The sequence below is a fragment of the Sulfuriroseicoccus oceanibius genome, from assembly GCF_010681825.2.
Taxonomy (GTDB): Bacteria; Verrucomicrobiota; Verrucomicrobiia; order Verrucomicrobiales; family SLCJ01; genus Sulfuriroseicoccus; species Sulfuriroseicoccus oceanibius.
On the sequence record NZ_CP066776.1, the window covers coordinates 1,278,063 to 1,300,544 of the forward strand.

A 22,482-nucleotide genomic window follows, 5' to 3' on the forward strand; every position below is an offset into this window, starting at 1 on the left:
AATCAAATGTGATGGTCCGGTGGAGTACCGGCTTTCCGCTGTGAGGACGTGGTGTCGCCATGTTCTCACTGATAGTCTCCGTGGGTACGGAGGCTCGAGCTGGGAAACTTAGATGGGATTGTGGCGTCTGTCCAATTTCTCGCGAAATTGGCTTGTGAGCCCCCTGTCATAAGGGTTTGTAGGCGATCCGATCAAGGATCTCCTGAGTGGGGACGGTTAATTACGAAGCGAACTGTCAGGTCGTTCAAAAAGTCTTGGCAACATGTTTGATACTTGGTTTTTAGTGCGCCTTATGTGTGTGAGATCCCCTAAACCTGCGAAGGTCCTGGCTGCGTTGGTCCCCGCCTTGTGCCTTTTGAATGGACTGGCCGCCGAACAGCCGGAGGTGACCAGTGCTCCGGTGCCACCTGCTGTGACGGTAGAAGATCTGGCGGCCACTGAAGGCGCGCTCGACCCGCTGGTGGTGACCGCGACCCGCGAAAGCCGGAACCTGAGCGAGCTGCCGAACTCGGTGGAGGTGCTCGGGGTGAAGCAACTCAAGGAACGGCAGACGCGAACCTTCCCCGAGGCATTCTTTGAGACCCCTGGCGTGCTGATGCAGAAGACCGCTCACGGTCAGGGCAGTCCTTATATCCGCGGGTTTACCGGCTATCAGACATTGGCGTTGATCGATGGGATTCGTTTGAACAACTCGACCTTCCGCAGCGGCCCGAACCAGTATTGGAACACAATTGACCCACTCAGTCTGAGCTCGATCGAGATCGTGAAGGGTCAAGGTTCGGTGCTTTATGGGTCGGATGCGATTGGCGGGACGGTCAATGCGCTCACCATTCGTCCGGAGTATGCGGAGGATGGAACGACACAAAGCTTTGGTCGGATCCTCGGGCGTTATGCCTCTGCTGAGCGCAGTGTCGTCGGGCGCGTGGAGGGTGGTGTCAGCCGTGGTGGTGACTTTGGCGTGGTGGCAGGCGTAAGTGTGAAGGAGTTCGGCGACCTCGAGGTGGCTGGGCTTGGGCGTCAGGAGAAGACCGGCTACAGCGAGATCGACGGCGATGTGAAGTTGGAGAAATTCCTCGCATCCGGTGCCCGGCTGACATTCGCCCACCAGCAGGTGCATCAGGACAATGCTTGGCGCACTCATAAGACGGTGCGCGGCGAGTCATGGCGAGGGACGAGCGTCGGCGATGAGTTGTCCCGCATCCTCGATCAAGACCGCTATCTTACCTACGTTCAGGCTGAGGGTTCGGTGGATGGAAGCTGGGCGGATGGTTATTTGCTCTCGCTGAGCCACCAGCGCCACGAGGAGTTCCAGGATCGGGTGCGTTCCGACGGGCGTCGTGACGAGCAAGGCTTCACAGTCGACACCATGGGGGTGTTTGGGCAGTTCAACAAAGAAGGCACAGCCATTGGCGATCTGGCTTACGGTGCGAGTTACTACCTCGATTGGATCGACTCGTTCCGTAAGGACTTCAATGCGGACGGCAGCTTCAAGGGCAATGCCGTGCAGGGGCCGGTCGGTGACAATTCGAAGTATCACTTGGCGGGGGCGTATGTGCAGACGCATCTGGAGCCAGCCGAGCGGTTGGATGTCTGGATTGGTGGTCGTGTGAGTTACGCCCAGGCAGACATCGGGCGGGTGGCGGACCCGAACACAGGCGACCCGATTGGGTTCAGCAAAGATTGGTGGGATGTCTCTGGGAGTGTGCGCTTTGCCTATGCTCTGGATGGCGAGGAGACCTGGCGCCTGTATGGTGGTGTCTCGCAAGGGTTCCGCGCTCCGAGCCTGGCGGATTTGAGTCAGTTTGCCAGTGCGCGTACCGATGAGATCGCAACGCCGTCGCTGGGGCTGGATCCGGAGAAGTTCGTCTCGACCGAGTTGGGAGTTCGCCACTCGGGTGAGCGCTTCAATGGTGGATTGGTGTACTACTACACGTTCATGGACGACCTGATCACAGGTCAGCGTACCGGGCGCGTGGTGGATGGATTCAATGAAGTGACCAAGCAGAATGCCCGCGACGGCTTTGTGCATGGGGTGGAGTTGAGTTCGCGCTACCAGCTGTGCGATGCGTTTTCGGTCTTCGGCTGGGTGGCATGGCAGGAAGGTGAGACCGAGGATGCGGCGGTGGCCGGTCAGCCGATCACCAGCCAAACGATCACGCGGATGCTGCCGTTGAGCGGCCAGCTCGGCGTGCGTTGGGATAGTCCCGAGCGTCGGATTTGGGTGGAGCTTCTGGGACAAGGTGCCGACAAGCAGGACCGCTTGAGTTTCGGTGACCAAAAAGATACCCAGCGCATCCCACCGGGGGGAACTCCTGGCTACGTGCTTGGAACCGTCCGCGGCGGCTGGCATGTGACCGAGAATGTCACGCTAGTGGCTGCGGTGGAAAACTTCACCGACGAAGAATACCGCGTGCACGGATCCGGAGTGAACGGTGCCGGGCGTAACTTCGTGGTATCCGGAGAGTGGCGCTTCTAAGAGTGCTCTCTCATTAATCTGTTCTGCTGGAGATGTGAAATTCTCATACTTATTGATTTTAATGGTTGTGTTATCGCCCTCCTTTCTTCTCGCTGAAGAAAAAGCGGCAGATGCATACAAAAAGATGTGGGTTCACATTGCGAATTCTGATCTTGAGAAAGCTTATGCTTATATAGTCCCATTCGCCGACAAGAGGCATAATGAGCTTGTCAAAATGCAATTAAAAGAAGATTTGGCCAAGGCTGCCAAAGGTGATTTAAGAGTAGAAGTTATAACCTCGAAACAAGGCAAGCAATGGGCCGTGGTTATAGTGAGGTACAATAACCAAGTTCACACAGTCATCATGGCTTTACATGATTCAACGTGGAAGGTCCTGATGGAAGAAGGCATGCCTAAAGAGGGTTTGAAGAATCATTCAAGAGAAGAATTGGAAGAGCTAAAGCAATGGTGGAGAGATAACCAAGATGCCTACAGCGCGAAGAAAGACATTAAGTGAAAAGATACAGGACAAGCTGCAGTACCCGACCACCTGACCTCACTGATGTTGGATCTTCAATGACTACTACTACCTTTAACCCACGATCAACACTAGGCTGCCATCAGGCGACTCGTGTGCGATGAAGATCATCATCAGCGGGCTCCCGGCAGGATTCGGGAGCCCGCTTTTTTGGTGAATTATTGCTTCATTCGGTGCGGGCATTGGCTAGTCTCTGCACACAAATCGACGGAGGCGGAAACGATGAAGATACTGACACGAAAGGCGGTGCTGCGGTGGGCTCGACTGCTGGTCTGGGGGACGGTGGCCTACGGCGTGGCGCTCTTTTTTGCCGATCGTTGGTGGGGGCTGGAGTTGCTCAGCAACCTGCGGGTATTGGCTTCGGGTGGTGCGCTGATCGGGGCGTTGATGTCGTTGGTTGTGTTTGCTCCCATGCGGGCCATCTCCGGTGTGCTGGTGGCGACATGGATGGCATGGCCTGTGCTCGATTACTACGGGCTTGGCTCGCTTGAGGCACTATCTGGTGAGGAGCGTGGGGCGGTGAACGAGGGGGTGCCCGGGTTTTCGGTGGTGAGTTTCAATCTCGGGCCGGACAATGCGCCGATGGATGGTTGGGTGGAGCGGATGGTCCGTTTGCCCAAGGAGGATCTGCCTGACTGTGTGTTTTTGATGGAGGTAAGGCCGGCAACCTATCGCGAGCACTTCAATGCATTGCGCCGGGTGTTTCCGTACCAAGTGGCGGACCCTCGGTCGGACAACTTCGGGGTGTGGCTGATGAGCCGGTGGCCTATTGCCGAAGATCGTACGCGCTCCAAACAAATGCTGAAATTGGTCGAAGACGTGCCGCTGGTGGATGTGGATCTCAAGCACAAGCAGCTCGGTGAGATCCGGGTGATGGGCGTGCATCCGGTGCCGCCGATGAACGAGCAGATGTCCGGGATGCGGGCGGATTACTTTCGCGCGATGATGAAGTTGGCTCCGGCAGAGGCTGAAGAGGTGCCGCTCGTGGTGGCGGGGGATTTCAACTGTGCCCCATGGTCGTACTGGTTTGACGACCTCTGTGCTGGGATGGGCGTGCGCAACGCGGCCTACGGGCACGGGCTGGAACTGACGTGGAAACCGTACATAGACGTTCCGTTTCTGGGGATGCCGATCGACCACATTCTGATCTCCGATCATTGGCATGTGGATGCCTTCTCAGTCGGTGATGCTGCGGGATCCGATCACCGGCCGTTGCGAGCCGTGCTCCAGTTGCGTGAAGTTGCGGACTAAAACTGCAGGGCGAGTGTTATCAGAGAAAAATCCGACGGAGCATGCCGCGGGATACGTTGCGCGGAGCTCGTCGGATTCTCTAAAGCTAATGGCTTTGTGGGATTAGTAACTGATCACGTAAGCACCGATTTGGTGGGAGGTCACGGCGCGTGCCAGGTCCAGGTGAACCCATCGCAGTTCGTAGCGTGGGCCCCACGAATCACTCACTGCTACTTCGTTGGTCTTTTCGTTGTAGCCGATGATGAGGCAGATGTGGTGGTTGTCCTGAACATTCATCAGCGAAGGAGCGACTTGCTCTGCTTCGTTGGCGATCTCGGTGGCCCAGGCGGTGAAGTCGGTGACTTTTTCGCGCTTCGGGGTGCGGCTGTTGGCGATCTTGTTGTACGGATCGAGGCTGCGCATCATCCACATGACGGGTACGCCTTTGTCGATGTACTTTTGGATGTCGCGGATTTTGAACTTTTGGTCGAAGCCTTTGACGATCTTGAGTGAGCGGGCCTTGCTGCGAATGATGCGCTCGGCTTCATCTGCTAGCAGCATGGTGTTGGTGCCGCCGTTGGGGCTCGTCGCCACAGTAGCCAGGAGGTACATGTCGGCAGGGACGTGCATGTAGCGCATGGCGCGCTCGAAGGTGGCTGGTGCGCAATACCCCTTTGGTCCCTGGTCGACCATCGGGATGTTGGTGATGAGGACGTCGCCATTGTCTTCGCGCTTTACGTTCTCGGCGAGCATGGCGCGGAGGTCCGAGTCTTTGACGAAGTCGGTTTTGCCCTCGGCGTCCGCGATCTCGGTGCGGGTGATGAGCAGGCTGCAGTATTCGTCATCGGCGACCGAGAGCAGGAATGCCATGCCGTTCCAGTCCCACCGATCAACGTAGCGGCGGTCGCTTTTCTCGCCAAAGCGCTGGCGGGCAGGTTCTCCGAAGAGCTTGGTCAATGCGGAGGTGATGCGATTGGCATCTCGCTCCATGGCTTCTTCGAGTGATCCCGCAGGCTTCTCGCCGCCGGTGTTGTTGAAGTGATCTTCGCCACGGCCGACGGTGCTGCCGAAGTCGCCCTTGTTGGCGAAGACGATGGAGATCAGATCGGTGTTGCCCTTTTCGTTGCCGTAGAGAGTGGCCGAGTACGGGCGGGCGCCGAGGAAGCGGTAATCGGCGCGAGGGTAGGCTCGGAAGCTGCTGGAGTCATCGGTTTTCGACTCGCGTGGCCAGCGCAGTCGGCGGGCGACGTCTTCCGCTGGGTCGTTCCAGATGGCATTGCCATCGGAGATGAACGTGTGGCCGATCGCCTCGTTGATGGAGTCGGTGATCTTTTGGGCACCGGCGGCGCGCTCTTTCCACCAGGTGTCGATGGTTGCGCGTGACTCTGTGGTCAGGGTGTCGACCGGCAGAGTGTATGAGCGGCCGTTTTGGGATTCGAACGTGACCTTGCCCTCGGCGAGTTTGACCAGTTTGACCGAAAGCGACTTGCCGGTTTTTTCCTGAGTGATCGTGTGCCAGGTGGTGTTGGCGACAGCGGAGCTCAGGGTGAGGGCGATCAGGGCGGGTAGAATTCGGCGCATATCTGTGAGCGGGCGGGTTTGGGGGTATATTGAGGACGTTTATGAAGCGCCGGGTCTTGGCGAAATCGTCGTTGCGGTAACGAAAATCACGGGTCGATCAGGCGCATTGCGGTCATGCGGGCAAAGAGAGCCAATGTGTTGGCGTCGATGATCACGTTGTCGGCGATCATTTGGCGGATTTCTTCGAGGCTGAATGCGCGGGCTTCGTGAATGCACTCGGACTCCTCGCCGAGCCCGCCTTCGACGGTGTCGTCCTTGACCACGTTGCGGGCCAGGAAGAGGTAAGCGTGTTCGTCGGTGAAGCCTTGTGACGAGAAATAGAAGCCACAGGGGATCAGTTCGCCGGATTCGGAGTCGATGTGATGGTGGGTTTCTTCGTGCAGTTCCCGATGTGCGGTTTCAATGATCACCGCGGGCGAGTCCTTGTTTTCGGTGTCGTCGATCTGGCCGGCGGGGAACTCCCACAGTGTGCGTTGGATGGGAAGCCGCTCCTGACGCACCATGAGGAATTTTCCGTCGCTGGTCTGAGGGGCAACAATTACCGCATTTTTGCGTCGGGCGACCGTCCAGATGATGTCCTCATCGGGTCTGCCGGGGGTGCGGTAGTGGATGTTTTCCAACTGGATGTACTGGCCGTTGTAGAGTGATTCTGTTTTGCGGCGGATCCATCCGGGGGCGCAGTCGTCGATGGCGAAGGTGGGGAAGGATTTCATGAGGTCGCAGGAGAGGACTGGGAGCGGGCGTTGGCGCGGCGGATCGGGTCGAAATCGCCTTCCTCACAACAAGTGACGAATTCTTCGGCGAAGGATTTGAGCTCGTTCCACGCGTGGCGGATGGTTTCCGCTTCTTCTTCCGTGATTGCGTTGTCGTCGGCCGCTTGGGAGATTGAGGTCAGCAGTGTGGCGAACTGGCTCACCATCTCATTGGTGGCGGGCATCACATGCTCTGGTGGTTCGGCGCTGCGATCCGGGTTGCGCACGAAGTAGCCGCCGGCGTGGTGGCACAGCCACTGGATAATGCCGGTGTCTCCGGTGCTGTCGTACATGGTGGCGATTCGGTCGAGCGGGTTGCGGCTGCCGCTGCCGAGTGCGTCCTGGGGCTGGGCCCACTTATAAATTAGGGAGAGTGAGATGCCGAGGTCGGCAGCAACTTGTTTCGGGCTGGACTGCTTCAGTGCCCCTTGGATCGCCTCGTGGGATTTCATAGGCGGGAACATACACAGCTTGCTATCTGCTGGGCAAGTGGACAAATCGCCCCGTGGATCCAAGATTGGTTCCACGGGGCGATTGTGCGTTTTTCAAGGTGATGGCGAGCCGCTATTAGGCAGCTCCGCTGGTTGCGGGCTGGGCATTGCGTGAGCCGTTGCCGAGCGGTCTGCGGCCGCCGCGGCGTCTGCGGTTCGGGCGTCCATTGCCAGAATTGCCGCGTCCACCACCGGAGTTGGATTTGTTGGTCGGTGCCGGGCCTTTCGGTGGGTCGATAGCGTAGGCGTGATCGCTGTGGACCGGGATGGTCTTCTTGATCAGTCGTTCGACCTTGATGAGGTTTTCATGCTCGGCAGGTTCGCACAGAGAGAACGCGAGGCCGTCTGCTCCGGCGCGCGCGGTGCGGCCAATGCGGTGGACGTAGGCTTCGGAGTCCACCGGCATGTCGTAGTTGATCACGAGGGTCACGCCTTTGACGTCGATGCCGCGGGCGGCGATGTCTGTGGCGACCAGAACGCGGATCTTGCCGGACTTGAACTGAGAAAGTGCGCGCTCCCGGGCACCCTGGGATTTGTTGCCGTGGATGGCTGCGGACTCGACGCCCTTCTTGGTCAGGCGCTCGGCGATTCTATTGGCTCCGTGTTTGGTGCGTGAGAAAACGAGAGCGAGGCCCTCTGGGTTTTCGTCCAGAATGTCGAGCAGCAGTGGGATCTTGTTCTCACGTTGGACGTGGCAGATGCGCTGGTCGATGCGCTCGGCAGTGGAGGAAACGGGTGTGACCTCGACTTTTTCGGGGTTGTGCAAAAGTGTGTCCGCAATCTTGATGATGGCATCAGGCATGGTTGCTGAGAAGAGCAACGACTGACGGCGTGGGGGGAGGTGCTGGATGACCTTCTTCACATCGTGGATGAAGCCCATGTCGAGCATGCGGTCGGCTTCGTCGAGGACGAAGATTTCCACGGAATCGAAGAAGACTTTGCCTTGTTGTGCGAGGTCGAGGAGGCGGCCCGGTGTGGCGACAAGGATGTCGGTGCCCTTGCTCAGGCGGTTGATTTGCGGGTTGATCCCGACGCCTCCGAAGACGACCTGGGAGGTCAGTGGGAGGTTGCTGCCGTATGCCTCGAAGTTGTCCATGATCTGGGCAGCCAGCTCGCGGGTCGGGGTAAGGATCAGAGCGCGTGGGCGGCGTGGCGTGCGGCGCGATTTCGACTCGGTGAGGAGTTGGAGAATCGGAAGTGCGAATGCCGCGGTCTTGCCAGTGCCGGTTTGGGCGCAGCCGATGAGGTCCCTGCCGTCGAGTATGTGCGGGATGGCACGCGCTTGGATCGGCGACGGGTGGGTGTAGTTTTTTGCTTTCAGGGCCTCTTGGATCGGGGCGCTGAGCTTGAGCTCCGAAAAGCTGATATCAGATGATTGCATAGATAGGGTTGTGGGGGGCGCCGAGGATACAACTCCACTGTGAGTGGTGCGTTTCATCGATCGCCTGGGTGTCGATGATTTTGAGTGAACTGAACGTTCTCTCATCGAAAAGACCCGTTAAGTGGCGGCGCGTTCTAGCGTCCGCGGTATCGATGATTTTGAGTGAACCGAACGTTCTCTCATCGAAAAAGACCCGTTAAGCAGCGGAGCTTCCTTCGCGTCCGCTTGTGTCCGGCACGGTTGGTGCGGGACGGCTGTAGCATGGCTCACATTTCCGCAATAGCAAGTGAGATGACGTCTGGGGATGCGCCGGTTGGTCACAAATGGCCAATCCTTGAGCTGCTGCGGAGTTGCTTGACCCCCTGAGAGTTCTGCGAATGGAACTTGATTTTCAGCCTAATTCAAGGCACAAACTAGTGCGCCTTCTCGTCGGCCGTCTTTGTCATGAGTTACTCACGTTTCCGAATCCTTTTTTCCGCAACGCTCGCCTTCATGTTGGTGTTTGCGGGGGTGTCCTGCAGTTCTCAGAAGAAGGGGGATGATCAGGGGCCGGGGGCAGTAATCAGTCAAAACAATGGCGGCGCTGCCGGCGGTGGAACGATGATGCCAAACTACCCGAAAGGGAGTAATCCGAATGTTTCGCTGACGTCGACCGGAGGGGGACGGGGCATCAGCTACAGTCGGGTGAACACACCCGCTCCGTACATTGCCATGACCTTCGATGATGGTCCGCACCCGCGCCTGACGCCCCGTTTGCTTGATATTCTGCGGGAGCGCAACATCCGGGCGACTTTCTATGTGGTGGGGCGCAATGCCAAGCTCTACCCGCATTTGATCCAGCGGATGGTGGCCGAGGGGCATGAGGTCGGCAACCACACGTGGAACCATCCGAACTTGACGAAGCTCTCGGACGCTGCGGTTCACAAGGAATTGCGCACCACCGAGGATGCGATCGTGGCTGCTTGTGGTGTGCGCCCGCGCACGATGCGCCCGCCGTACGGTGCGCTGCGCCAGAGTCAGCGTGCGATGATCAAGAGCCAATACGACTACCCGACGATTTTGTGGGATGTGGACCCACAGGACTGGCGTCGTCCGGGCCCTGCGGTGGTCGCCAACCGGATCGTTTCCAAGACTCGCAATGGATCGATCGTGCTGGCCCACGATATTCATTCCAGCACGATCGATGCGATGCCCGCGGCTCTCGATGGATTGCTTTCCAAAGGGTATACTTTCGTTACCGTTTCCCAGTTGCTGACTCAAGAGCCTTAGCGCTGGATCGCGGGTTGGTGGACAATGGGTTGAGCTGGGGGCGACGGCGGCGAATTGGGATCCTTTGTTGATTCGCTGCTTGACTACAGGCCGTCAGCGGGTGAAATGCGATCCGTAATCCGGTGGGGCAATGCGTGCTCTCCGGTTGATTTTTCACTTCCTCCGTCACCAGTTGTCATGCCCGAATCACCGTCTGCTCCGCCCGCATCCAAGAGTAAAGCGGCGGTATTTCGAGACCGTCTGCTGAGCACGGTGATCTTGTGGGGGCTGGTTGCCGGAACGTTTATCTGGGGACACCCGACCGGCTACTTCGTGGTGGTTGGCGCGCTGGCAGTTTTGGGCTGCGTGGAGTACTTCCGGATGGCGAAGTCGGCAGGGATGCTGGTATTCGGCAAGTTCGGGATTGCCTTGTCGGTGCTCTATTCCATCGGGATCTGGTGGGTGTTGCGCAGCGGTGGGGATGGTCACGACGCCGTGGGTTGGCTGGATGGCGGTTTGACCTTTGCTGCCATCATTGGCGCATTTTGCCTAATGTTGCTGCGCAAGGAAAAGGGCAACGACGCCTTGCAGCCGGTGCTCTACACCGTTTTCGGAATCTTCTATCCTGCGGTGCTCTTCCACTTTGTCACCCGCATCCTTTTCTACGAGTATGGCGACACCGAAGTGGAGCTGCCGGTGACGCCAGGTGCGTGGTACGCACTGTGGTTGGTGGCTGTGACCAAGTTCACGGACATGGGCGCGTATCTCGTGGGGTCGTGCATTGGAAAGAACAAGCTGATTCCAAGTGTCAGCCCGGGCAAGACGTGGGAAGGGTTCTACGGTGCGCTGGTGATTGCTCAGATTGCCGGGGTTGGAATGTATTTGCTGATGCCTCAGCAATTGGCTGCACTCGGTGGTCTCGGCAGTGTGATTTTGATTGGCTTGGTGATCTCCCTGCTTTCGGTGGTAGGGGATTTGGCGGAGTCTGTTATTAAGCGCAGTCTGACGATCAAGGATTCGGGTCAGGCATTGCCGGGGATTGGAGGTGTGCTCGACTTGATCGACAGCATTTGCTTCACTGCACCTGCCCTTTATTTGTATTTGAGCTTCCTTGCCTGATTTCGGCCTGGAGAAGAGGAGAGAATTTGAGTCATCGGAATGTCTGACCAGCGGAAAATTGTCGTATTGGGGTCGACTGGGTCGATCGGTTGCAGTGCACTGAAAGTGGCGCGGGATATCCCGGAGCGGGTCCAGATTGTGGGCATGGCTGCGGGTGTGCGCGATGAGGTGTTGGCCGACCAGATCAAAGAGACTGGCGTCAAGTATGCGGCGATGAGCGACCCAGCGGCGGCGCAGCGTCTGCGTGAGCGCGTGGGCAGCGACTGTGAGGTTGGTGAGGGTGAGGCTGGGTTGATTGATCTAGCCACGCTTGATGAGGCTGACATGGTGCTGGTGGCGATTGTGGGAGTGGCTGGCTTGCGGCCGGCGCTCGCAGCAATCGAAGCGGGGAAGGACTTGGCGATTGCCAGTAAAGAGATTCTCGTGATGGCCGGTGAGGTGGTGATGGAGGCGGCGCGCCGCAAGGGTGTGCGGATCCTGCCGGTGGACAGCGAGCACAATGCGATTTTCCAGTGTCTGGAGGGTGTGCCTTCCGATCATGTCTCGCGTCTGATCCTGACGGCATCGGGCGGACCATTTCGCACGGCATCCGTGGGGGCGATCAAGAAGGCGAAGCCAAAGGACGCGCTCAAGCATCCGACCTGGGATATGGGGCGCAAGATTTCGATCGATTCCGCGACTTTGTTCAACAAAGGCCTGGAGATGATCGAAGCGCGTTGGCTCTTCGACGTGCCGATGGACCGGGTCGATGTGATCGTGCACCCGCAGAGCATTGTCCATTCGATGATCGAGACGGTGGACGGGTCTGTGTTGGCACAGTTGAGCCACTCTGACATGTGTTTTCCGATCCAGTATGCAGTGACGTACCCGGACCGCGTGCCGAACTCATTGCGCCCGCTGAACTTTAGTGAACTGGCGAAGCTGGAGTTCGAAGCGCCGCGAGAAGATGTCTTCCCTGCGCTGAAATTGGCCCGTGCCGCGGGTACTTCGGGCGGTACCATGCCGTCGGTGATGAACGCAGCCAACGAGGTGGCCGTTGACGCATTCCTCGAGGGGAAGATTGGATTTCCTGCAATTTGGGAGCTGGTGGCGTCTGTGATGGAAGCTCATAGTAATCAAGGGGATACCTCTCTGGATGCGGTGGTTGAGGCGGATCAATGGGCGCGCCATGCGGCACATGCCGCGGTGTTTGACCGGGTGAAGTGAGCTCGTATTCGGGCGATATGGGCTTGTGCGTTGATTTCGAGGAGGCGAGGTGGGTGAACTTTTTTGTAATCCCTAGTTGCGGTCACTTTTTTGTGTGGTAGTGATTTCCTCCCGATTTTGCGCGGGTTTTGGCTTGTTTTTCAACTGACTCAGTGCCAAGCGCTTCGCAAGTCTGAACAATCACCGCAACAACGCGGGAACTTTAACCTATTGAACCGATGAAAGTCCGACCTTCAGTAAAACGCCTTTGCGAATCCTGCCGCGTGATCCGCCGGGAGGGTGTGGTGCGCATTATCTGCTCAAACCCACGCCACAAGCAGCGCCAGGGCTAAGCGGTCAACTTTTTCGCCCACCGTACGCGGTGAGCAATCCCTAGACTTCAACCATCCCACGATATGCCAAGGCTACTCGGAATCGACATCCCAAACGAAAAGCGCATTGAGGCAGCACTCCCGTACGTGTACGGAATCGGCCGCCCAACCGCATCACGCATCCTTCGCGAAGCAAATATCGACCCAGATATCCGCGCAGGTGAACTCACCGACGACCAGCTTTCCGCTATCGTTCAGGTGATCAGTGCCAACAACCTGGTCATCGAAGGTGACCTCCGCCGTGACATTCAGAGCAACCTGAAGCGTCTCCAGCAGATCCAGTCGGTTCGCGGTCTCCGCCACCGCAAGGGTCTTCCTGTCCGCGGACAGCGCACCAAGACCAACGCACGTACCCGTAAGGGCAAGCGTCGTACCGTGGGTGCATCGAAGTAATTTGAAATCTATTCGGGCTGCCGGAGAACTCACCGAACACGTCGGTGGTGTAGGCGCCCAACAACCAAGCTGAATATGGCTGAAAACGAAGAAAAGAACGAAGAAGTCGCCGCTACCCCGGCTGCCGAGGCAGCTCCAGTAGAGGAGAAGAAAGAAGAGACCGCTGCTCCAGCTGCTGCTGAGCAGGCCGCCCCTAAGAAAGATGACCGCAAGCGCGACATCTTTGCAGAGCTCGACGGTGAGCAGCCTGAAGAGAAGAAGAAAGTCTTCAAGGCCAAGGGCAGCAAGAACATCTCCACCGGCATCGTCCACGTTCTCGCCACCTTCAACAACACCAAGGTGACCATCACCGACCGCGGCGGCAACGTCATCGGCTGGTCTTCCGCTGGTAAGCTTGGATTCAAAGGTTCCCGTAAGAGCACCGCATACGCAGCCCAGCTCGTGTGTCAGGATGCTTGCCGTCAGGCGATGGGTCACGGTCTTCGCGAAGCTGAAGTTCGCGTCAAGGGCCCTGGTTCCGGTCGTGAGTCCGCGGTTCGTGCTGTGCAGGCAATCGGTATCGACATCTCCTTGATCAAGGATGTCACCCCGATCCCACACAACGGATGCCGTCCGCCAAAAGCACGTCGCGTCTAATTCACCCATCCTAATGGCGGGCCGCAGCTCTGGATGAGCACCCGCCGCTATCAACCACTTACCGAATCAGAATCATGGCACGTTACACCGGACCAACTGACAAAATCAGCCGCCGTTTCGGCGTTGCTCTCTTCGGCGCAAGCAAGACGCTTGAGCGCAAGCCGTTCCCTCCGGGGCAGCACGGTGCGAAGAACACCCGTAAGAAGAAGTCGGACTACGCGCTGATGCTTGAAGAAAAGCAGAAGCTCCGTATGCAGTACGGCATGCTTGAGAAGCCATTCCGCAAGCTTTTCGCGGAAGCAGTCCGCCGCCGCGGCGTGACTGGTGAGATCCTTCTCCAGCTCCTCGAACTCCGCCTCGACAACGTCGTTTACCGCATGGGCTTGGCCAACACCCGCCGTGGTGCCCGCCAGTTCGTCGGACACGGTCACGTTCTCGTCAACGGCGTCCGCACCAACATCGCATCGTACTCCTGCAAGCCAGGTGACAAGATCTCGGTGCGCGATGCAGCAGGCTCGAAGCAGCTCGCTCTCCGCAACATCGAGAAGACTCAGTACGCTACCGCCCCTGACTGGGTGAGCTTCGACCAAGAGACCCTCGCAGGCTCGGTCAACCGCGTCCCTGAGCGCAGCGAGATCGACCCACAGGTCAACGAGCAGCTCGTCGTGGAACTCTACTCCCGATAAGCCGATCGAACGCTTTACAAAAAACCGCCACTGGTTCTCCGGTGGCGGTTTTTTTGTGGCTGGCGGTTATAGGTGCTGGGGCGCTGATGTGGTTCTACCAGTGCGCTCCGGGCACAAAAATAGGCCCTATAAGACTTATAGGACCTTTGGGAGGGAAGGGGGCTGTGTGGGCCTTTTACTTCTCTTCCACCGGTACAATCCGTACCGGAACGCCGCGCTCCTTGAGGCCTTCTTTTACTTCACCGACGGTGGTCTCTCCGAAGTGGAAGATGGATGCGGCGAGGACGGCGTCGGCGCTGCCCTGGTCGAGCACGTCGATCATGTGGTCGACGTTGCCGGCGCCGCCGGAGGCGATGACGGGAATGTTCACTGCGCGGCTGAGGGTGCCGGTCAGTTCCAAGTCGTAGCCGTCTTTGGTGCCGTCGGCGTCCATGCTGGTGAGCAGGATTTCACCGGCGCCGCGGGATTCGACTTCTTTGGCCCACTCGATCGCGTCGAGCTCGGTTGGGGTGCGGCCACCATGGGTGTAAACCGTCCAGCCTCCCTGGTCGTTCTTCTTGGCATCGATGGCCACCACGATGCATTGACGGCCGAAGGCTTTCGACCCGCGGTTGATCAAATCTGGATCGGCGACGGCCGAGCTGTTGATGCTCACTTTGTCGGCACCGGAGGTGAGCATGCGGCGCATGTCTTCGACCGAGCGGATGCCACCACCGACGGTGACGGGCATGAAGCAATGCTCGGCAGTGCGGCGGACGACATCGACCATAGTGTCGCGTCCGTCGGATGAGGCGGTGATATCGAGAAACACCAACTCGTCAGCTCCCTGGCGGTTGTACTCAATGGCACATTCCACGGGGTCGCCGGCGTCGCGCAGACCGACGAAGTTGGTTCCTTTGACCACGCGACCATCGGTCACGTCGAGGCATGGGATCACGCGTTTTGTGAGCATGCGGTAATAGGGCGCGGATCGAGTGTAATTGCAAGATTGAAGCAGCGGGTAGCAAGTACGGGGTAGGAAGGGGGAACTGCGCCGTGGCGAGGTTGCACATCTGTGACGATCCGCGCTCATCTGTGGCCGATTCTGCTTTGTCTCATTCACTGATTCCACGTACGGTGGCGGCGTGGCGGATTCGGACGACAAGCAAGCACCTGAGGCATCAGCGGAAGACGAACTGGTGGATGCCTTTCTTGAGTTTATGCGGGTGGAGAAGTCGGCGTCGAAGCATACCCTAGACGGCTATGCACGGGCGTTGCGCGTGTTCCGTGAGTGGGATCCAAAGTTCAGTGAATGGGGTGCGTGTTCGACCACGACGTTTCGGAAGTATCTTTTTGAGATGATGAAGCTGGGGCGGTCGCGAGCGACGGTGCGCCAGCATTTTGCGGCTCTGCGGTCGTTCTACAAATGGCTACGTGACCGGCGGGGGATGAAGGAGAATCCATTGGCGGATGTCCAGTTGCCTAAGCCTGAAAGGAAGCTGCCGGTGGTATTGACGGCAAAGCATCTGGATGAGTTGCTCGAGCTGCCGCTTAAATCGGCCGACGAAAAGGTGAAGCCGTCGTGGCTGCCGCTGCGGGATGCTGCGGTACTTGAGTTGTTTTACGGCACGGGGATTCGATTGCAGGAGTTGGTGGATCTCAATGTGGAGGATGTGGACGTGTACTCGGAGACGATGCGTGTGATGGGGAAGGGGGCGAAGGAAAGGATGGTGCCCGTTGGCGGAATGGCGGTGAAGGCGCTGCAGAAATACCAGTCGGCCGCCGGGGTGCGGAATGGGCCGTTGATCATCAGCAAACAAAGGAAGCGGATCTCCAGGCGGGCGGTGAGTAACCTGCTCGACAAGTATTTGAAGATGTCGTCGATCCCACTGCGGGTGACGCCCCACAAGTTGCGGCATAGCTTTGCGACGCATTTGCTGGATGCCGGGGCGGACCTACGGGCGGTGCAGGAGTTGCTTGGGCATGCGGATTTGTCGACGACTCAGATTTACACGCATGTGTCGTTTGAGCGGCTTAAGGACGCGTATGATGATGCGCACCCGCGGGCGTGATTCTGCGGTGCCAGCACCTTTTCAGCGTGTGGGAAAAAAAGTACGTGCTGTGTGGTCACAGGGCTGGAGGCCTGTGCTTTGGTCCGAGCTCCTTTCAGGCGCGGGAGATGGGAGATTTTTTTTTTGAAGAGAGTGAATGAAGAATCGAGGGCTCGCGTCGGAGGGATCGGCCACCGGATCCGGTGGATGAAAAATTGAACCCATAACGACTGAAGCTATGAAACCATTTGTTGCTCTTCTCGCTGTTGCCGCCGGTATGGTGGCGTTCGCTCCCATGACCGCTGAGGCAGGGAAGAAGGACCGTCATTCACGGCACCATCACAAGCACCACAATCATCACTATTCACACGACTGTGGTCACTGTGGGCACAAGGTGCGTAAAGTCCGTCAGTTGGTGGGCTACGATTGCGGCGGCTGCCCGATCTACCGCTGGGTGGTGGTGAGCCACCGCTGCAAGCCTGCTCATCATCAACGATATCGTCATCACGACTGGAACCGTCGCTATGACGGCTGCCGATCGGGGTATTACCGTAATCGCGATAACCGCGCCTACTTCAGTTTTTCGTGGTAGGCAGAGCCCTCAAACCATTTCCGCCCGTTCTCGCAATGAGGACGGGCGGTTTTTTTGTGTTTAGCTTGCCGATGTTCAGCTGGATGTTGGCGGTGCGCATGCGTTGATACCTGGATAGCACATGGATGTTACTTTCGGGAAAGCGTGCAGTGCTCGGTTAGGCAGTTTCTAAGACTTTGATAAGAGGAGGCGCAGGCTGTTGAGGCAGACTAGCGCGGTGCTGCCTTCGTGGGCGAAGACGCCGATGCTGAGGGGGAGGTCTCCGCCCATCGCGACGAGGAACATGAGCAGCACGGTGCCCAGGCTGATGATGAGGTTTTGGCGAATGATGCGGCGGGCCTTGCGGCTAAGGTCAAGTGCTTCGACGAACCCTTCAATGCGGTCGTTCATGAGTACGACTTCGCTTTGCTCCAGCGCGGCGTCGCTGGCGCGTCCGCCCATGGCGACCGAGACATAGGCAGCCGCGAGGCTTGGGGCGTCGTTCACGCCGTCGCCAACCATGGCGACTTTTTTACCATCGGCGCCGAGTTGGCGGATGGCGTCGACTTTTTCGTCTGGCATTAGTCCGGCTCGGATGAAGTCCGGGTTGAGGTCGAGCTCCTGAGCGACTTTGGCGGCGGCTTCCGGACGGTCGCCGGTGAGCATGATTGGTGTGATGCCGGATTGTTTGAGATGGTCGAGCACTGCACCTGCGCCGTGGCGGACCTGGTCCTGGAGGAGGAAGCGTCCGGCGGAATGCGGCGTGATGATCCAGACTTCCGAGAAGCCGGTTGGGGGCTCGGGCACATTGTCCAAAAGGTCGGAGAGTGGTCCGTCGGCGAGCAATGTGCGGCGGCCGATGAGGACGTCGCCGTCGTCGGTGGTGCCGCGCAGGCCCATGCCGGTGAGGGACTGGAAGCGCTCGATGGATGCGGGTTCGATGCCGCGGGATTCGATGAATTTGACCAAGGCGTGAGCCACTGGGTGGGTGGAGTTTTTCTCCAGTCCGTGGGCGAGCGAGAGCAGGGATTCCTCGGCGGATGCGGGGAAGGCTTCGACGTGGTGAACCTGCAGGTCGCCGGTGGTGAGCGTTCCGGTTTTGTCCATCGCCACGACGTTGATCTGAGCCAGCTTTTCCACTGCCGCACCACCGCGGAATAAGATCCCGTGGCGGGCACCCCACGCGATAGCCGCGAGAATGGCGGATGGGATGGACAAGACAAGCGCACACGGGCTGATCACGACCAGCAGCGCCATCGCGCGGTAGAACGCAGAGTAGCTCTCGGGGGAGGATTCGAATGGCGAGAGCCCGAAGCCCAGCCACCAGATGAAGAACATGACGGTGGTGAGGGAAAGCGCGAGCCAGGTGTAGCCGCTGCCGAATTTATCGGTGAAGTTTTGGGCAGGTGCCTTTTGTTCCTGGGCGTTTTGGATCAGGCGGATGATCTGCTGCAGCGAGCTTTCGTCGGCACGCTTGGTGACTTCGGCACGGGTGACGCCCCACAAGTTGAGCGTGCCGCTGAACACAGGGTCGCCGATGTTCTTTTGCACGGGGATGGCTTCGCCGGTCAGAGTGGACTCGTCCGCTGCGGTTTCTCCGCGGGTGATGGTGGCATCAAGAGGGAAGGTGTCGCCCGGGCGGATCAGTAAAGTGTCTCCCGGTTCGATGTGACTGACGGCCCGGATGTGTTCGGTGCCATCTGGATCGATGACCGTGGCAACTTTTGGAGCCGCTTTGAATAGCGCGTTGATCTCACGTTTCGTGCGATAGAAGGCAAAGTGCTCGAGCGCGCCGGAGAACGAGAAAAGAAAGAGCAGCAGCGCTCCTTCGCCCCACGCTCCGACCAGCGAGGCACCAAGAGCAACGGCGAGCATCAGAAAGTGGATATCGATTTTGCCTCGCTTGAGAAGGCCGAAGGTGTCGATAGCGGCGTCCCATCCGCCGGCGATCATGGCGACACTGTAACAGACGATGGGGATCCACGATGGAATGCCTGCAACCATCGAAAGCCCGAAGCCGATGAGCCCGAAGACTCCGCACACCGCGGCGAACCAGGCCATTTCGCGCCATTCGTCGGCGGACTCCTCGGATTGGTCTGGCTCGGGCCATGGGATTTCGCGCCACGTCCAGAGCTTTGGAGATGTGGGGCAGGTGGGTTTGCTCAGGCGGGTGCCGTTGCCCGTGGACTCGGACTCGAGGATTCCGTCGCTGGTGAGGGTGAGTGATTCCAGAGCTCCGAAGCGTTGTTGGATCTCGTTGAGTTGGGCGCCGAGTCGGTCGCGGAGTTCTGCTTCGTTGATGGGGCCGAGGGTGGCGACTCGCAGACGGTGGTCTCCTGGGGAGATTTCGATCGCCTCCAGTGCCGGGTCGTCACGCAGGATGGACGAGAGTTCGTCTGCGCCCGATGATGGGCGCTGGGTATCGGGTTGGTCGCTCATGAGCAGGTCTCCATCATGGCGGGTACGCGGGGGGCTTGGCGAGGGCAATGAAGGATTCGTATTTGGCGGATTTTGAAGAAATCGAGAGTGTTGCGATTCAGGTGCGCGGAAAATTGGCACGCGGGTTGCTTAACTCGTTGGGGACTCGGCAGTGAGACTTCGCTCCAGCCGCTCGTTTGCCCAACCTAATCAACCAAGACCGATGAAACACCGATTCTTCCGACTTCTAACGATTGCCATCATTGGTAGCGTGGTCGCAGCAACCGGCGGATTCCTCTCTGGCGCGCACGCCGCCACAGTGGACGAACTGAAAACCACTCTGACCCAGGCCCAGGCGTACGCCGATGCCAAAGCGGAAGCCGAGGCCGCAGAGAAGGCTGGCGACGAGAACGTGGTGATGCCTGACTGGGCTGACTACGTCGCCGCCGAGCCGGATGCTTTGTGGTCGGACATTCAAGAGCTCGTCGGCAGCGACGAGACCGGCGACGCCGCCAAAGAAGCGATCAGCGCAGCGTCTGATGATGCCCAGAAGGCGATCTATGACAATGTGTGGGCGGCTTCATCCGGATTCACAGGGTTCATCGTGAACAACCTGTGGATCTTGGTTTCGGCAGCTTTGGTGTTCCTGATGCACCTCGGGTTTGCGAGCTTGGAGTCAGGCCTTTGCCAGCGCAAAAACACGGTGAACGTGTTGTTCAAGAACTGTTGGATCATCAGCATCGGCGTGCTGACCTACTTCGTGTGGGGCTTCAACGCGCACTACCCAGGTGGCTGGGTGATCGACGGCTGGCTCGCTTTTGGATCTCCTGCCAACGGGTCCGACATTCTGTTGAGCAACACCAACCTCTACAACCCGGCATACGTCTACTGGACCGATTTCATCTTCCAGGCCATGTTTGCTGCGACCGCCGCGACCATCGTGTCCGGTGCTGTGGCAGAGCGTATCAAGCTGGGTGCGTTCATGATTTATGCGGTGATTCTGGTGATGATCGGTTACCCGCTTGCCGGTGCCTGGCACTGGGGTGGCGGCATCCTCAATAGCTGGGGATTTGCTGACTTCGCGGGATCGACCGTGGTGCACGCCTTCGGGGGCTTTGCTGCTCTTGCAGCGGTGCTCGTGCTTGGTCCGCGTAAGGGCAAGTACACCAAGAATGGAACCAAGCCGATCCTGGGTCACAGCCTTCCATTGGCTACCATCGGTGTGTTTCTTCTCTTCCTCGGATGGTTCGGCTTCAACGGCGGATCGGTGCTCAGTGCCGAGCCTTCAACTGTTGCGCACGTCTTTGTGACCACCACCCTCGCGGCCATCGGTGGCGCGATTACTTCGATCTTCACCTCGTGGATCGTGATCAAGAAACCTGACCTCTCGATGTCTTTGAACGGCTTCCTTGCAGGTCTCGTCGGCATCACCGCAGGTGCGGACATCCTGTCGTCGTGGCAGGCGCTGGTCGTCGGTGCTCTTGCCGGTATCATTGTGGTATTCTCCATCCTGATTCTCGACAAACTCAAGATCGACGATCCCGTGGGTGCGATTTCGGTCCACGGTGTCTGCGGGATTTTCGGAACCCTGGCCTGTGTGCTCGGTGGTGCTGATTTCCTCGTGCAGCTCGGCGGAACCTTGCTCGTCTGCGCCTTCGGATTTGTCTTCTCGTTTGTCACCTTCTTCATCCTCAAGAAGACCATCGGCATTCGCGTGCCGGAGGAAATGGAGATGGAAGGCCTGGACGTCGAAGAACACGGCGCTCCTGCTTACGGCGACCTGATGGTCAACCCACAGCCGAACTAATCATCGCAATCGCGAACATCGCTCTCCTCCCAGAACACGGGTGTCTCGGGGAGCTGGGTAAAGGCACCCGGTCGGATTTTTCCGGCCGGGTGTTTTTGCGTAAAGTGTTAGGGTGTTAGGTTTTATGTTTTAGGAAAGCCTCGTGTCTGCCGGGGCTGGATCCTAAAACCTAATCACTTAAAACGTAAAACGCTCACGACTCGACCTTCGACCTGACTGAGCCCTTTGCGAACTTGGTAGTGAGTTCGTCGCCGGGGGAGAGGGTGTCTGCATCGCGGATGATGCGGCCGGTGGAGTCGGTGGTGAGTGAGTAGCCGCGGGCGAGGACGACGTCGGGGCTGATGGCGTGGAGGAGGGATTGGCGGTGGCCTAGCGCGTCGGTGAGTTTTTCGAGGCGATGGGTGGTGAGTTCCACCATCCGGCGTTGGAGTTGGTCGAGACGATCGTTGGTGGATGCCAGTTGAGCCGATGGCGTGAGTCGTGCGAGTTTTTCCTGGAGGCGGTGGAGGCGGTCGTCGCGGGACTCGAGAGTGTCCTCAGCCAAATCGGTGAGGTCGTCGAGCGCTGAGTCGAGTTGCTGTTGGCGTTCGCGGATGGCGAAGCGTGGCATGTTGAACAACTCGGCCCCCGAGCGGCTTTGCAACTGGTAGTCGAGCATGGTTACGCGCTGGTCCATGCTACGTTTTGCTCTATGGGCGAGACCGTCGAGCGTTGCGGCGAGTTCGGCGCGGTCTGGGGTTAGCACTTCGGCGGCGGCACTTGGGGTGGGGGCGCGCAGGTCGGCGGCGAAGTCTGCGATGGTGAAATCAATTTCGTGGCCGACGCCGCTGACGACGGGCAGATCCGATGCGGCGATAGCGCGCGCGACGACTTCTTCGTTGAAGCACCAGAGGTCTTCGAGGCTTCCGCCACCGCGCGCAACGACGAGGACGTCGAGTTTGTCTGAGGTGGTGTGTTGGTTCCAGTGGTTGAGCTTGTGAATGGCGTCGGCAATTTCGTGCTCGGCACCTGAGCCTTGCACACGCACAGGGAAGATGGTGATCCGGAGCCATGGAGCACGTCGCTCCCAGACGTGGAGCATGTCGCGTAACGCGGCTGCCGAGGCCGAGGTGACCACGCCGATGCGGGTTGGGAATTTAGGCAGTGGTTTCTTGCGTGCCTGGTCGAACAATCCCTCGGCAGCGAGCTTACGCTTGAGTTCGTCAAACTTGGCCTGGAGGTCGCCAACACCCGCGGGGCGTACCTCGCGCACGATCATCTGGTAGTTGCCGCGTGCTTCGTAGACCGAGATTTCGCCAAACAACAAAACCTTGCGCCCGTCTTCCGGCAGGTGCGTCTGGCGCATTGCATTGCCTTTGAAAAGGACGCACGACAACTGCGCGCCGCTGTCCTTGAGCGTGAAGTATTGGTGGCCCGAGCGCTGGACCCGCAGGTTGCTGACCTCGCCCTCGATCCAGGCTTCTCCGATCTCAAGTTCGATCAGTTCGCGGATCTTGCGCGTCAGTTGGGTGACGGAGAGGACGGATTCAGGAGCGGGAGCGGGCATGGTAGCGGATTGTAGCCGGAGAG

General features: G+C 58.7%; 20 protein-coding genes. 13 read left to right on the forward strand and 7 right to left on the reverse strand.

Annotated features, from left to right (window positions below; translation table 11 throughout):
* Positions 1-298 precede the first annotated feature (298 nt).
* From G3M56_RS05020 to G3M56_RS05030, 3 genes are all read left to right on the forward strand, one after another.
* Complete coding sequence (locus G3M56_RS05020; RefSeq protein WP_164364101.1) at positions 299-2,476, forward strand: TonB-dependent receptor; 2,178 nt, start codon at positions 299-301, stop codon at positions 2,474-2,476.
* A gap of 34 nt (positions 2,477-2,510) precedes the next feature.
* Positions 2,511-2,972, forward strand: coding sequence for a hypothetical protein (locus tag G3M56_RS05025; RefSeq protein ID WP_164364103.1), 462 nt, complete (start codon positions 2,511-2,513; stop codon positions 2,970-2,972).
* Positions 2,973-3,215: 243 nt separating this feature from the next.
* Positions 3,216-4,244 carry an endonuclease/exonuclease/phosphatase family protein gene (locus G3M56_RS05030; protein WP_164364105.1) on the forward strand — a complete coding sequence of 343 codons (1,029 nt, stop codon included), beginning with the start codon at positions 3,216-3,218 and terminating at the stop codon, positions 4,242-4,244.
* A gap of 102 nt (positions 4,245-4,346) precedes the next feature.
* Here the strand turns inward: G3M56_RS05030 and G3M56_RS05035 are convergent, their stop codons facing one another.
* The 4 genes from G3M56_RS05035 to G3M56_RS05050 all read right to left on the reverse strand — a co-directional run bounded on the left by G3M56_RS05035 (position 4,347) and on the right by G3M56_RS05050 (position 8,428).
* Entirely contained in the window at positions 4,347-5,804 is a 1,458-nt protein-coding gene (locus G3M56_RS05035; RefSeq protein WP_164364107.1) for a C39 family peptidase, read from the reverse strand.
* 86 nt (positions 5,805-5,890) lie between these two features.
* Complete coding sequence (locus G3M56_RS05040) at positions 5,891-6,517, reverse strand: NUDIX hydrolase (RefSeq protein ID WP_164364109.1); 627 nt, start codon at positions 6,515-6,517, stop codon at positions 5,891-5,893.
* Positions 6,514-7,008 (reverse strand): phage regulatory CII family protein, encoded by a 495-nt coding sequence (locus tag G3M56_RS05045; protein ID WP_164364111.1) that lies wholly within the window; start codon positions 7,006-7,008, stop codon positions 6,514-6,516. The genes G3M56_RS05040 and G3M56_RS05045 overlap by 4 nt, the downstream gene beginning before the upstream one ends.
* A 115-nt stretch (positions 7,009-7,123) precedes the next feature.
* Positions 7,124-8,428, reverse strand: a complete 1,305-nt coding sequence (locus G3M56_RS05050; RefSeq protein WP_235203598.1) for a DEAD/DEAH box helicase — start codon at positions 8,426-8,428, stop codon at positions 7,124-7,126.
* A 444-nt stretch (positions 8,429-8,872) separates the two neighbouring features.
* On the opposite strand from G3M56_RS05050, the gene G3M56_RS05055 reads away from it, so the two are divergent.
* From G3M56_RS05055 to rpsD, 7 genes are all read left to right on the forward strand, one after another.
* Positions 8,873-9,697 carry a polysaccharide deacetylase family protein gene (locus G3M56_RS05055; RefSeq protein WP_235203599.1) on the forward strand — a complete coding sequence of 275 codons (825 nt, stop codon included), beginning with the start codon at positions 8,873-8,875 and terminating at the stop codon, positions 9,695-9,697.
* 177 nt (positions 9,698-9,874) lie between these two features.
* Positions 9,875-10,795 carry a phosphatidate cytidylyltransferase gene (locus G3M56_RS05060; protein WP_164364113.1) on the forward strand — a complete coding sequence of 307 codons (921 nt, stop codon included), beginning with the start codon at positions 9,875-9,877 and terminating at the stop codon, positions 10,793-10,795.
* A 39-nt stretch (positions 10,796-10,834) separates the two neighbouring features.
* The gene (locus G3M56_RS05065; protein ID WP_164364115.1) at positions 10,835-12,001 is read left to right on the forward strand and encodes a 1-deoxy-D-xylulose-5-phosphate reductoisomerase; all 1,167 of its coding nucleotides are present in this window, start codon (positions 10,835-10,837) and stop codon (positions 11,999-12,001) included.
* Positions 12,002-12,219: 218 nt separating this feature from the next.
* Positions 12,220-12,333: a 50S ribosomal protein L36 gene (gene rpmJ / locus G3M56_RS05070; protein ID WP_164364117.1), complete on the forward strand. Its 114-nt coding sequence runs from the start codon at positions 12,220-12,222 to the stop codon at positions 12,331-12,333.
* A 63-nt stretch (positions 12,334-12,396) separates the two neighbouring features.
* Positions 12,397-12,765, forward strand: a complete 369-nt coding sequence (gene rpsM, locus G3M56_RS05075) for a 30S ribosomal protein S13 (RefSeq protein WP_164364119.1) — start codon at positions 12,397-12,399, stop codon at positions 12,763-12,765.
* A gap of 75 nt (positions 12,766-12,840) precedes the next feature.
* Complete coding sequence (rpsK, locus tag G3M56_RS05080) at positions 12,841-13,401, forward strand: 30S ribosomal protein S11 (protein WP_164364120.1); 561 nt, start codon at positions 12,841-12,843, stop codon at positions 13,399-13,401.
* Positions 13,402-13,475: 74 nt separating this feature from the next.
* Entirely contained in the window at positions 13,476-14,087 is a 612-nt protein-coding gene (gene rpsD / locus G3M56_RS05085; RefSeq protein ID WP_164364122.1) for a 30S ribosomal protein S4, read from the forward strand.
* A gap of 175 nt (positions 14,088-14,262) precedes the next feature.
* On the opposite strand, the gene hisF is transcribed toward rpsD, so the two are convergent.
* A complete protein-coding gene (hisF, locus tag G3M56_RS05090) occupies positions 14,263-15,039 on the reverse strand; it encodes an imidazole glycerol phosphate synthase subunit HisF (protein WP_164364124.1) in 777 nt (258 codons plus the stop codon).
* Positions 15,040-15,211: 172 nt separating this feature from the next.
* Here hisF and G3M56_RS05095 point away from each other — a divergent pair, with 172 nt between their 5' ends.
* Both G3M56_RS05095 and G3M56_RS05100 read left to right on the forward strand, forming a co-directional pair.
* Complete coding sequence (locus tag G3M56_RS05095; protein WP_327786997.1) at positions 15,212-16,138, forward strand: tyrosine recombinase XerC; 927 nt, start codon at positions 15,212-15,214, stop codon at positions 16,136-16,138.
* Between the two features lie 217 nt (positions 16,139-16,355).
* The gene (locus G3M56_RS05100; RefSeq protein WP_164364126.1) at positions 16,356-16,709 is read left to right on the forward strand and encodes a hypothetical protein; all 354 of its coding nucleotides are present in this window, start codon (positions 16,356-16,358) and stop codon (positions 16,707-16,709) included.
* A 168-nt stretch (positions 16,710-16,877) separates the two neighbouring features.
* Here G3M56_RS05100 and G3M56_RS05105 read toward each other — a convergent pair whose 3' ends face one another.
* Positions 16,878-19,127, reverse strand: coding sequence for a heavy metal translocating P-type ATPase (locus G3M56_RS05105; RefSeq protein WP_164364128.1), 2,250 nt, complete (start codon positions 19,125-19,127; stop codon positions 16,878-16,880).
* Positions 19,128-19,329: 202 nt separating this feature from the next.
* Between G3M56_RS05105 and G3M56_RS05110 the strand changes: the two genes are divergently transcribed.
* Positions 19,330-20,913, forward strand: a complete 1,584-nt coding sequence (locus tag G3M56_RS05110; RefSeq protein WP_235203600.1) for an ammonium transporter — start codon at positions 19,330-19,332, stop codon at positions 20,911-20,913.
* A gap of 193 nt (positions 20,914-21,106) precedes the next feature.
* Here the strand turns inward: G3M56_RS05110 and xseA are convergent, their stop codons facing one another.
* A complete protein-coding gene (gene xseA / locus G3M56_RS05115; protein ID WP_164364130.1) occupies positions 21,107-22,459 on the reverse strand; it encodes an exodeoxyribonuclease VII large subunit in 1,353 nt (450 codons plus the stop codon).
* Between the last annotated feature and the right edge of the window lie 23 nt (positions 22,460-22,482).